Origin of the sequence: Sphingobacteruim zhuxiongii (assembly GCF_009557615.1) — a bacterium.
GTDB classification, from domain to species: domain Bacteria; phylum Bacteroidota; class Bacteroidia; order Sphingobacteriales; family Sphingobacteriaceae; genus Sphingobacterium; species Sphingobacterium zhuxiongii.
Map to the genome: position 1 here is coordinate 659,250 of NZ_CP045652.1, position 12,318 is coordinate 671,567.

Annotated in this window: 10 protein-coding genes; 7 read left to right on the forward strand and 3 right to left on the reverse strand. The window is 39.2% G+C overall.

Going from position 1 to position 12,318, the window contains the following annotated elements:
• Window positions 1-38 precede the first annotated feature (38 nt).
• The 5 genes from GFH32_RS02830 (at window position 39) to GFH32_RS02850 (ending at window position 5,829) form a co-directional block, all read left to right on the forward strand.
• Entirely contained in the window at window positions 39-1,385 is a 1,347-nt protein-coding gene (locus GFH32_RS02830) for a deoxyguanosinetriphosphate triphosphohydrolase (protein ID WP_153509634.1), read from the forward strand.
• Window positions 1,386-1,520: 135 nt separating this feature from the next.
• Complete coding sequence (locus GFH32_RS02835; protein ID WP_153509635.1) at window positions 1,521-3,632, forward strand: type IA DNA topoisomerase; 2,112 nt, start codon at window positions 1,521-1,523, stop codon at window positions 3,630-3,632.
• A gap of 18 nt (window positions 3,633-3,650) precedes the next feature.
• Window positions 3,651-4,301 carry an alpha/beta hydrolase gene (locus GFH32_RS02840; RefSeq protein WP_153509636.1) on the forward strand — a complete coding sequence of 217 codons (651 nt, stop codon included), beginning with the start codon at window positions 3,651-3,653 and terminating at the stop codon, window positions 4,299-4,301.
• Window positions 4,302-4,384: 83 nt separating this feature from the next.
• Entirely contained in the window at window positions 4,385-5,365 is a 981-nt protein-coding gene (locus GFH32_RS02845; protein ID WP_153509637.1) for a hypothetical protein, read from the forward strand.
• 23 nt (window positions 5,366-5,388) lie between these two features.
• Window positions 5,389-5,829 (forward strand): energy transducer TonB, encoded by a 441-nt coding sequence (locus tag GFH32_RS02850; protein ID WP_153509638.1) that lies wholly within the window; start codon window positions 5,389-5,391, stop codon window positions 5,827-5,829.
• 51 nt (window positions 5,830-5,880) lie between these two features.
• On the opposite strand, the gene uvrA is transcribed toward GFH32_RS02850, so the two are convergent.
• Entirely contained in the window at window positions 5,881-8,724 is a 2,844-nt protein-coding gene (gene uvrA / locus GFH32_RS02855) for an excinuclease ABC subunit UvrA (RefSeq protein ID WP_153509639.1), read from the reverse strand.
• Between the two features lie 152 nt (window positions 8,725-8,876).
• Between uvrA and GFH32_RS02860 the strand changes: the two genes are divergently transcribed.
• On the forward strand, window positions 8,877-9,923 hold the full coding sequence (locus tag GFH32_RS02860; RefSeq protein WP_153509640.1) for a DUF2157 domain-containing protein: 1,047 nt from the start codon (window positions 8,877-8,879) through the stop codon (window positions 9,921-9,923).
• 82 nt (window positions 9,924-10,005) lie between these two features.
• Here GFH32_RS02860 and lpdA read toward each other — a convergent pair whose 3' ends face one another.
• Window positions 10,006-11,394, reverse strand: coding sequence for a dihydrolipoyl dehydrogenase (lpdA, locus tag GFH32_RS02865; RefSeq protein WP_153509641.1), 1,389 nt, complete (start codon window positions 11,392-11,394; stop codon window positions 10,006-10,008).
• Window positions 11,395-11,584: 190 nt separating this feature from the next.
• Here lpdA and GFH32_RS02870 point away from each other — a divergent pair, with 190 nt between their 5' ends.
• Window positions 11,585-11,881 carry a DUF3817 domain-containing protein gene (locus GFH32_RS02870; RefSeq protein ID WP_153509642.1) on the forward strand — a complete coding sequence of 99 codons (297 nt, stop codon included), beginning with the start codon at window positions 11,585-11,587 and terminating at the stop codon, window positions 11,879-11,881.
• Here GFH32_RS02870 and GFH32_RS02875 read toward each other — a convergent pair.
• Window positions 11,878-12,285, reverse strand: a complete 408-nt coding sequence (locus tag GFH32_RS02875) for an acyl-CoA thioesterase (protein WP_153509643.1) — start codon at window positions 12,283-12,285, stop codon at window positions 11,878-11,880. The genes GFH32_RS02870 and GFH32_RS02875 overlap by 4 nt on opposite strands.
• Window positions 12,286-12,318: the final 33 nt, after the last annotated feature.

Sequence of the window (12,318 nt, forward strand, 5' to 3'; positions counted from 1 at the left end):
AAAAATGTATATTTGCCTAGCAAAATCTGGTATTTTTAATGAATTGGAATCAGTTAATTTCGGCAAAGCGCTGGGGGTATGAACATCGCGAGCAAAATGAACACTTTGATGCTCGCTCGGAGTTTCAGCGTGATTATGATCGTTTGATCTTTTCCTCACCTTTCCGTCGATTACAAAATAAAACGCAGGTGTTTCCGCTTCCTGGTGTGGTATTCGTTCATAACCGACTAACGCATAGTTTGGAGGTTGCTTCAGTTGGTCGTTCATTAGGACGTCTTGTATATAACCTTTTGAAAAAGAAGCATCCCAACATAGATCAAGAGGCGCCATTTCTTCAAGAAGTGGGGAATATTATCTCTGCAGCTTGTTTGTCACATGATCTTGGGAATCCAGCTTTTGGTCATTCAGGAGAGGCTGCCATTTCGACGTTCTTCACCGACGGTAAGGGACTGAAATATCAGGAAATGGTTAGCAAAGAACAATGGGCAGACTTAACCCATTTCGAGGGTAATGCAAATGCTTTACGCATATTAACGCATGCTTTTAATGGGAAAGATCCGAAAGGGTTTGCTTTGACTTATACGAGTCTAGCATCCATTGTGAAATATCCTTGTTCAGCAATCGATGGACATGTTAAAGGGTCGCATCACCGGAAAAAATATGGCTTTTTCGACTCTGAGAAAGGTGGATTTGAGCAGATTGCTAGGGAGCTTGGCATAGCTAAAGATCCGCATAATCCGAAAGGTTATATGCGTCATCCATTGGTGTATCTTGTAGAGGCGGCTGACGATATTTGTTATAATATCATTGATTTGGAAGATGCGCATCATTTAAAGATTCTTTCCTATAAAGAAGTTGAAGATTTATTATTGCCGCTTTGCGCAGGCGAGGACCTTCGGGCACGTTTAGATAGTTTAGCAGATACCGCTAGTAAGGTATCATTGCTTCGTGCAAAAGCCATCAATACGTTGATTAATGGCTGTGCGCAGCTATTTGTGGATCGGGAAGCTGATTTTCTGGAAGGGACATTTGATAAAGCGCTGATGGACGCACTAAGTCCAGAAATTGTGGCTCATATGAAGTTGATATCGGATATTTCGGTACAACGAATCTACAATGCGCCAACGGTCGTACAGATTGAAATTGCAGGTTTTAAGGTGATGAATGCGCTATTAGAAGAGTTTGTTCCAGCCTATCTAAAAACCAATAAGTCGATGTTTGATAAAAAAGTGGTTGCTATGATGCCTGAACAGTTCCATTCTGAACGAGACGATACGTACTCCAAGATTAGAGCCGTACTCGACTATGTTTCGGGAATGACGGATGTTTACGCGGTGGATTTATATAGAAAGATTAAAGGAATTTCGATAGCGTCGTTGGATTAGTATATAGAAGTGGGATTTTAGACATGTGTGTGTGGCTGAGAATTGAAGTCTCGGTATCACAAATTACAATGCTTGTCTAATAATCAGAATCTTGCTTCGTTTGATGTATCTAAGGCCAGACGTCTAATGTCTAAAATGAAAGTAGTAATAGCAGAGAAACCCTCCGTTGCGCGGGATTTGGCAAGAGTAATGGGCGCCAAGGAGGTGAAAGATGGATATATTGCCGGGAATGGTTATGCATTTACCTATGCTTTTGGGCATTTGGTACAGCTTTGCACGCCGCAGGCCTATGGTTTTCTGAATTGGTCGGTGAAGAATTTGCCGATTATTCCGAAGGAGTTTGCTTTGGAGGTCAAGAAAGTTCGTAAGGACGGCAAACAGCAGGACGATATGGGTGCCTTAAAGCAGCTCAATACTATCAAATGGTTATTGGAGCAGGCAGAGGAAATTATTGTAGCAACGGATGCTGGACGTGAGGGCGAATTGATCTTTCGCAATATCTACTATTATTTAAAATCGAATATTCCATTTAAACGACTATGGATTTCATCGCAGACTGATAAAGCTATCAAAGAGGGCTTTGCGAATTTGAAAGACGGTACAGCGTACGACAGTTTATATATGTCTGCGCGTTCGCGTTCAGAATCAGATTGGCTAATTGGTATTAATGCAACCCAAGCTTTAACATTAGCTGCTGGAAATAAGGGACTGCTTTCGTTAGGGCGTGTGCAGACACCGACTCTAGCCATGATTTGTTCTCGCTATTTAGAAAATAAGGACTTTAAGCCACAAGCATTTTATAAAATTCAGGCTGGGTTTGAAAAAGAAGGTATTCAGTTTAAAGCGACTTCAAATAGGTTAGATAATAAAGACGTCGCTGAAGAGACTATTGGAAAGATTCGAGTTGGTGATGAAGCGAAAGTTGTTAATGTTGAAGCGAAAGAAACGAAAGAACCGCCTCCATTATTATTTGATTTGACGTCCCTTCAACAGGATGCCAATAAGAAGTATGGCTATTCGGCTGATCAGACGTTAAGTATTGCACAGACGCTTTATGAGAAAAAGGTGATTACCTATCCACGTACTGGATCAAGGTACATAGGAGAGGATGTCTTTGAAAAAATCGACGAATTGTTTCAGCATTTAGCAAATACGGCAACGGAGAGCATTGCGGTTATTAGTAAGAATCTGGTAGGAGCAAAGTTGAATAAGCGATCAGTAGATGATAAGAAAGTTACGGATCACCATGCTTTGTTGGTTACTGATGAGAAGCCAGGTCCAATGCCTATGGATCAGCAGCATATCTATAATATGATTGCGAAGCGCATGGTTGAGAGTTTTTCAGAGGTTTGTTTGAAAGATATCACAACGGTGACGATTGATGCATCAGGAGTGGAGTTAATTGCCAAAGGAACAGTTATTCGACAATACGGATGGCGTTTGTCCGCTGATCAGGTTGAGGCGCCAGATGAAGATAAGAATACCGACGATCAAGATAATGAAAACGCGCAGCTCCCAAGGCTTAGTGCGGAAGAATTACTAGAGATCTTAACGCTGGAATTAGCAGAGCGACACACGAAAGCTAAACCAATTCATACTGAGGCTTCATTGTTAAAAGCGATGGAGACTTCGGGGAAAGAAATTGAGGACGATGAAATGCGTCAAGCGATGAAAGACTGTGGTTTAGGAACGCCAGCAACACGTGCGGCGACTATTGAGACGCTTTTTCAGCGGGATTATATCAAACGCGATAAAAAGAAACTTATTCCTACAGAAAAAGGCTTGGCTGTTTATTTCTTAGTCAAGGATCGTTCGATTGCGAAGGTTACATTGACAGGTAAATGGGAACAGAAGCTGGAGGAAATGCGCGCGAATAAGGTGAGTTATGATGTGTTTATGAAACATATTAAAGACTACACCGCGAAGATTACAACCGAGTTAATGCAATTAAGAGTGGCAATAGCGCATGAAGAATTGAAGCCCCAGCAAAAGGGGAAGATCAAATGTCCTAAATGTACGGAAGGTCAAGTTCAGTTATACGATAAGGTAGCTCAGTGTAGTCAATATGCGCGTGGATGTGACTTCAAGATTTGGCGAACGCTACATGGCGTATTCCTCGATGAGAAAGAAATGAAGAGTCTTTTGGAGAAAGGAAAAACTTCAGAACTGAAGGGATTAAAGAATACAGACGGTACGATGACTAATGGATCGTTAGTCTACGAAAATAATAAAGTCCTTATCGGCTAATTTCAGTAACTTGGTTTAATGAAAACCATTTATTTATTCTCTGGATTGGGGGCTGACCGGCGAGTTTTTCAAAATTTGGACTTGTCAGGCTTTCAACCTGTTTATATTGATTGGTTAACACCTCGACCATTAGAAAGTCTAGAAAGTTATATCTTTCGCTTAGCGGAACATTATCAGATTCCCAAACAAGGCGCATTAGTTTTAGGCGTTTCGTTTGGAGGTCTCTGTATTTCGGAACTCGCAAAGTACTATGATTTTGAAAAAAGCATATTAATCTCCTCGGTTAAGAATAAATTTGAAATCCCAACGGTTTTTAAGCTTTCTAAGCTATTTTCTGTTTACAAACTAATTCCTACAGGTTCTTCCGGTCTGCTTGCTAAGAAAGCTTTGGAATGGGCTTTTGGATTGAAGTCCGATGAGGAAAAAAAACTTTTTGATGCAATTATTCAAGACACCGATTCTACCTTTTTTGATTGGGCGGTAGATAAAATAATTCATTGGGACAACACACAAAATCCAGTAAACTGTCTGCAGATTCACGGAGACAAGGATCGAATATTTTCAATTTCCAATGTGGACTGTGATATCAGGATAAAAGACGCAGGTCATTTCATGATCTACAATCGGGCAAAGGAGCTTTCCTTTCCTATTCGAAATTTTCTACTGTAGACTCCATTATTTTAGGTCATTCGATAGTAATATGTGCATGTAGGATAGCGTTGAAGTTGGCATTTCTGTTAACTTTGCAGCCTATGGAAACGAAACTTTACAATCCATTTTTAGATTTCAAATTTGATAATTCTATCTGTTTTTTAACAGGGAAGGCCTTACAGTCTGGCGATGAACAAATTCAAGTGTTTCCAACCTGGATGATGCGTGCTTTTGATCTAGAAGAGAAACCGTTTAAAATGCTTGACGAGAGCTTCAGTACCTATAAGAAGCTACAGTTGCCTTGTTCAATTGAAGTGGCAAATGCTATTGAAGCATTGGATAGACGAGTGGAATATGCCGTTGAACAGGGATATGAAGCGGTTGAAGCGTTGGAACAGGAAGTTTTGTTTCAATGGATAGCGAAGATTCTTTATGGTGTCGTTTTCAATGAAATTCAAGCAGGTATTCGTCAAGCAGTAATGACGGGTGAGGAAATGAATTTCTCGCAAGCTTTGGTACAGAAGTTTCGGAATTTGCACGCCATGTTGCAATCGTTAATTCTTCCCATGGAGTTTGAGCATAAGAATCCATTTACGATTGAAGTTTTTCATGTAGATAATGCAGATGACACCTTTCTTTATCGTGATGAAATCAATACATTGATCTTTTCATTACGTATGAAAAACTTTGGATTGATCGCGACACTGCAAGATAATGGTACGAATGCTGTTTATCATGAAGAAGCACTTACATTGAGTAAAGGTCAAAAGTTACATCCTATTCAATTTGAAGAAATTGGTGCGAAGTATTTTTACACGGCTTATTTATTCAATCGCTTACCAGCATATACTTATATGGAGGTAGGAGATCAAATATTTGTAGAGCCAATGGCTTTGAATGACTGGACCATGAAGCCAATATTTGATAATTGGCAAGCGAAAACGTATGGTCAGGTATTAGAGAATTTTTGGGAACCATGGGGGTATACCTTATTTGAGATAATTAAAGATCCTGAAAATCCGATGAGCTTTTTAAAAGATGAGCAAGGGCAATTTAGACAAAATATAGAGCTTCCTCGTTAAAGAATTATTGTGTAAATTTAAGCATGATGCGTATACTGCTGTTTTGTATAGTATTTTTCAGTTGTTCTTCTATGTATGCACAGGAGGAAAATGCTGTTGTAAAACAAGACACGGGTATCGTACGTCAAGTGGATAAGATTCCCGAGTTTCGAGGGGGAGCTTCTGGATGGGCGACGTTTGTTCGGAACAACTTTAATGCGTACCGGGTGATTGAATCTTTAGATAGTGTCGATTATGTCAAGTATGGTGCTCGACAAACTGCTATTCTCGAATTTATCGTTTGTGAGGATGGCACTATCTGCAATATCGAAATAACAAATAGAGATAAAATTAGTCCTGCCTTTGCGAAAGAAGCGCTACGGGTTATGAAGCAATCTCCCAAATGGGAACCAGCTATTTATAAAGATCGAGCGGTCAAAACGAGAATACGACAGAATATCGTTGGCGTTTTAGAATATTTATAACAAAAGAGCCCTCACATTTGCGAGGGCTCTTTTGTTATAAAAATTTTGCTATTATGCTTTCATTTCTAATTTTAAAAATCTTCCTGTTTCGGAGTTCTCTAATTTTATTAGTCCTTCGGGTGTGCCTTGGAATAATACTGTTCCTCCATTTTTTCCACCTTCTGGGCCCATGTCAATCACCCAATCGGCAGCTTTTATTACGTCCAAGTTATGCTCGATGATCAAGATTGAATTTCCTCGATCAACAAGTCGATTGATAACGCCTAATAAAACATTGACATCTTCAAAATGTAATCCAGTCGTCGGCTCATCTAAAATATAGAAAGTTTTTCCAGTATCTTTCTTCGATAATTCTGTTGCTAATTTTACACGTTGCGCTTCTCCACCGGAAAGCGTCGTTGATGACTGCCCTAAGGTGATATATCCTAAACCTACATCTTGTAAGGTTTTTATCTTACGATAAATAGAAGGGATATTCTCAAAAAAAGTGACAGCATCGTTGATACTCATATCGAGGACATCGGATATCGATTTACCACGATAGCGTACTTCTAATGTTTCCCTATTGTACCGTTTTCCATGGCACGTTTCACAAGGAACTTGAACATCAGGAAGGAAATTCATTTCGATAATTTTCATTCCAGCGCCTTGACATGTTTCACAACGCCCGCCCTTCACATTAAATGAAAAACGTCCAGGTTTGTATCCGCGTATTTTTGATTCTGGAAGCTGCACATATAATGCTCGGATATCCGAAAATACGCCGGTATAGGTGGAAGGATTCGAACGTGGAGTACGACCAATCGGGGATTGATCAATTTCTATCACTTTGTCTATATGTTCTAAACCTTCAATTTTTTTGTACGGAAGTGGTTTTGCTTTCGCTCTGAAGAAATGGTGATTCAGTATTGGGTATAGTGTATTGGTAATTACAGAAGACTTTCCTGAGCCAGATACACCAGTTACCGATACAAGTTTTCCAAGTGGAATTTCTATATCTACATTCTTTAAATTGTGCCCAGTTGCCCCTTTCAGTGAAAGTACATGCCCATTTCCCTCTCGTCTTTTTTCAGGTATCGCGACCTCTTTTTTTCCATTGAGGTAGGCTGCCGTTAGTGAATCTGCTTTTAGGATTTGCTCTGCTGTACCCTCAGCAACAACTTTGCCTCCGTAAAGCCCCGCAGCAGGTCCCATATCAATAACGTAATCTGCATTGAGGATCATGTCTTTGTCATGCTCCACGACTAATACAGAGTTTCCTATATCGCGTAAATTCTTCAAAGCTTTGATTAGTCGCTCGTTATCTCTTTGGTGTAAGCCAATGCTCGGTTCATCGAGAATATACAAGACGTTCACTAATTGAGAACCAATTTGGGTGGCTAATCTAATTCGTTGCGCCTCTCCACCCGATAAACTCTTTGAGCTTCGATTTAGGGTAAGATAATTTAAGCCAACGTCAAGTAGGAATCCTAATCGAGTTCGGATTTCTTTAATAATTTCCGTAGCGATAACAAGTTGTCTTTCGTTCAATCGGCTTTCAAGGCCATCAAACCATTCATTTAGTGCTACAATATCTAAAGCTGATAGTTCAGCGATATTTTTGCTGTCGATTTTAAAATTTAAGGATTCTACTCTCAGGCGATCGCCATGGCAAGAAGGACAAACAACTTGCGTTCTGAAGTCTTCTAATGCAGGACTTTCGTCGGAATATTTCCCGCTCATTTCTTCTAGTAATTTGAAGATACCCGCAAATTGGATCTTATATTCGCGAGCGCCATATGAGCCATAAGAAACGGTTAAGGAAATCGGTTCTTCTTCTCCAAAGAGAAGCATATCAATTATTTCATCGGATAGTTTTTCCACCGGGGTAGTTAACGAGAATTCATATTTTTTCGCTACCGCTTTCAAAATTGCAAAGTTCCAAGACTCTCGAACTGGGCCCAAGGGTACAATTGCACCTTTCTGAATGCTTAGTGATCTATCTGGAATTACAATATTTTTATCAATTTCGAAGATATAACCTAGTCCATCGCATTTAGGACAGGCACCATAAGGGGAGTTAAATGAAAAGGTATTGGGTTGCGGTTCATCGTATGAAATTCCCGATTCTGCATCCATCAAATAGCGACTAAAGAACTGTTCTTTGTTCTCTTTATTGGCAATTTTGATAATTCCCTTTGCTGTTTTCAGGGCTTGACCAATGGAAGTGTATAGGCGTTTTCGACTATCTTTTTCCACCATAATACGATCCACAACAATTTCTATATCATGTATCTTATAACGGTCGACTTGCATTTTTGCAACTAAATCTAAGATTTCCCCGTCTACGCGTACTTTGGTATATCCCTGCTTTCTGATTTGCTCAAAGAGCTCTCTATAATGTCCTTTACGGCCCTTAACTACAGGGGCGAGGATGAAGATACCTTCGCCATCAAATTCTTTTAAGATACGGTCTGTTATTTCATCGTCAGACATCCGTTCCATTTTCTTTCCTGAAACGTAAGAGAACGCTTCTCCTACTCGAGCATATAATAAGCGTAGAAAGTCGTAGATTTCAGTAATCGTACCTACCGTTGATCTCGGATTCTTAGATGTGGTTTTTTGCTCAATAGAGATAACTGGGCTTAATCCAGATATTTTATCTACATCTGGGCGTTCCATCCCACCAAGGAATTGTCGACTGTAGGCAGAAAATGTCTCCATATAGCGACGCTGTCCTTCGGCATAAATGGTGTCGAAGGCTAAGGAAGATTTTCCACTACCGCTTAAGCCAGTAATAACAACTAATTGGTTTCTTGGAAAGGAAACATCGATATTCTTCAGATTATGTTCGCGCGCTCCAAATACTTCAACTTCACTTTGATCTCCTAGGTCTACTACTTTATGTTGGGCCATTAATATCTCCTGTTTTGCAAGATGCAAAGTTACAGATTTTTATAGGAAGATTTTCAGCAGCTTTTCCTTTAATCTGATATATCAGTGGTTCCCGAAAAAGTATTACCTTTATTCAACATAAGATTGAAATATAAACCAACTAAAACAAGCACTTGAAGAAGCTAGATGTAAGTAAGAATGAACGTGAAATAATTGAGGACGCGCTGTCACACTGGCAATCGGAGTCCTTACTTGATGCGGAAAAAGTGCGTGAGCTTAAAGACAATTTAGACGAAAAGGGGTTTGAATGGGGGGTACTCGCCCGTTATGCTTTTTGGGTAGCGTTGGCGTCATTAATTTTTTCCGTTGTTTCGCTTTTCTCCGATGATTACCTCAGTACGCTTATTGAGCGATTTTATGATACACCAAATGTCGTGTTCTGTTTAGTTTTCGCTGGATTGGCCGCAATCTTTTACATATTGGGATTCCGTAACAAACAGAAGAATCCGGAGAAGACTTTTTCTAACGAGACATTGATGCTTGCGGGCTCGTTTTCTACTGCCGCTTGTATTGGATTTCTGGGACAAATTTTAGACCGTTCTGATCACTACTTTACCATTTTGTTTTTCCTATCCATAGTCATTTATGGTGTCCTGTCCGTCAAGTTAAGCTCAAAACTGATTTGGGTATTTACGCTAGTTGCTTTAGGAATATGGTTTGCAACAGAGACTGCACTACATAGTAATTGGGGGTTTAAATTCTGGGGGATGAATTATCCCTTGAGATTCACAATTTTTGGTGGCCTATTAACTGTATTTGCTGTCTTTGCGCAGGATAAAATTAAACCCATTCAACCTTTTAAGTCAACAACATACGTAATAGGTTTATTGTATTCGATGATTGCACTTTGGCTGCTTTCTATCTTTGGGAATTATAGCGATTTGGAGAAATGGTCTTCCGTCCGTCAATATGAAATCTTTTATTGGGGATTATTAGGAATCGTTGTGTCACTAGGTTTAGCGTTGTATGGGATGAAAAACAAGGACAATGTTTCTAGAGATATTGGCTTTGTGTTTTTTATTCTCAACCTGTACACCCGATTTGTAGAGTATTTATGGGATAATATTAACCGCACGGTATTCTTCTTAGTGCTTGCGATATCCTTTTGGTTTGTAGGGCAGTGGGCAGAAAAAATCTGGAAAAAGAAAGATAAAGGCTAGATCGCTAGTAAACATATTTGCACATATAAAAAAAGACGCCAATAAGGCGTCTTTTTTTATAACGTTTAGCTTGCGAAAGCTATTATAAATGGATTACTTCACCGTAAGCATCTGCTACGGCTTCCATAATGGCTTCACTCATTGTTGGGTGTGGATGAACTGCTTTTAGTACTTCATGACCAGTAGTTTCTAGTTTACGAGCAACTACAACCTCTGCAATCATTTCAGTTACATTTGCACCAATTAAGTGTGCACCTAAGAATTCACCATATTTTGCATCGAAGATTACTTTTACGAAACCATCTTTAGCTCCTGCTGCAGATGCTTTACCTGATGCAGAGAATGGGAATTTACCAATCTTCACTTCGTATCCAGCTTCTTTAGCAGCTTTCTCTGTAAAGCCTACTGAAGCAATTTCTGGGGAACAGTAAGTACAGCCTGGGATATTATTATAGTCGATTGGATCTACATGTAATCCTTTGATTTTTTCAACACAAGTAATACCTTCTGCCGATGCAACGTGAGCTAAGGCTTGACCTTTAACGATATCACCAATAGCATAAACACCTTCGATATTAGTTTTGTAGAAATCGTCTACTAAAACACGGCCTTTATCGGTCTTAACACCAACTTCTTCTAGACCTAGGTTTTCAATATTAGGAGAAATACCTACTGCTGATAAAACAACTTCAGCTTCGATTACTTCTTCACCTTTTGCAGTCTTAATATGTACTTTTGAAAGCTCACCTTTAGTATCCACCGAAGTTACTTCCGATTTTGTTAAGATGTCAATTCCTGCTTTTTTCAACGATTTCTCTAATTGTTTAGAGATTTCTTCATCCTCAACTGGAACGATACGATCCATAAATTCGACAATCGTTACTTTCGTTCCTATTGCATTGTAGAAATATGCAAATTCAACTCCAATTGCACCAGAACCAACAACAACGATTGATTTAGGTTGTTTAGGAAGGTTCATTGCTTGACGGTAACCAATTATTTTTGTACCATCTTGAGGAAGGTTAGGTAATTCTCTTGAACGAGCACCTGTGGCTAAGATTGTATGTTTCGCAGTGTACTCTTTAGTTGAGCCGTCAGCTGCTTTTACTTCAATTTTACTATCTTTTTTAATTTTTGCAGTACCCATGATCACATCGATCTTGTTCTTTTTCATTAAGAACTGAATACCTTTGCTCATACCGTCAGCGACGCCACGACTTCTTTTAACGATAGCACCAAAATCAGCTTCCCCGCCGTTTACTTTGATACCGTACTCTTCTGCATGATTTAAATATTCGAATACTTGCGCACTTTTTAGAAGTGCCTTTGTTGGAATACAACCCCAGTTAAGGCAAATTCCTCCTAATGCTTCACGTTCGATAATGGCCGTTTTGAATCCCAATTGAGATGCTCTGATGGCAGCTACATATCCACCTGGTCCACTACCAATAACAATAATGTCGTAATTCATAAATATTAAGTGTCGTTATGTTATGCTTATACAATTATCCAAAAATACATATTTTTTATTTAGTCTTTCCATTTCTTTACCCTAAATGGGATGAAAAAGGCATAGAAGTGTCATAAAGCCTGGAGAATAGCTGTGTCTTTTCGGAAACTGCGTTATTTGCTTTATTTTGCAACAAAATAAGAATTTAAGTATGTTACGTATTTTTCAACAAGTCGCTCTTTGGGAAGCAATCTCTACCATTTTATTATTCTTCGTGGCTATGCCATTAAAATATTTAGCTAATATACCAGAGGCAGTTCGCGTAGCGGGATCAATTCATGGATTTCTTGTTGTGATTTTTGTTGTTCTACTCGTAGCATGTTGGCAGACATACAACTGGACTTTCAGTCGTGTTGCCAAATACTTTGTTTTAAGTTTAATTCCCGTTGTTTCCTTTTGGGTTGAGAAAGATCTTAAACGCGAAATTCAAGCACAGAAGGCAGCTTAATCGCGTTTCTTAACATCTCTTTCGATCCCCATATAAGCATAGGTGATTTCAGTTCTCCCATGTGGAACAGGATTTCCTTCTGGATCTAGATTTACAAATACTAATTTATCGATGGAAAGTATGGTTTTCCTGCTTATTTTATTGCGGACTTCACAGCGCATGGTAAGCGAGGTATTCCCAAAATGAATAGCTTCAATTCCTAATTCGATAATATCTCCTTGCTTTGCCGAAGAAACGAAATTGATTTCCGAAATATATTTGGTGACCACATGTGGGTTCCCCAACTGTACTATGGCGTAAATAACTGCTTCTTCGTCAATCCAGCGTAGTAAGGTGCCTCCGAATAAAGAACCGTTTGGGTTTAAGTCTTCCGGTTTAACCCATTTTCTTGTATAAAAATTCATAGGATAAATTAACACAAAAAAAAGGCAAACCTA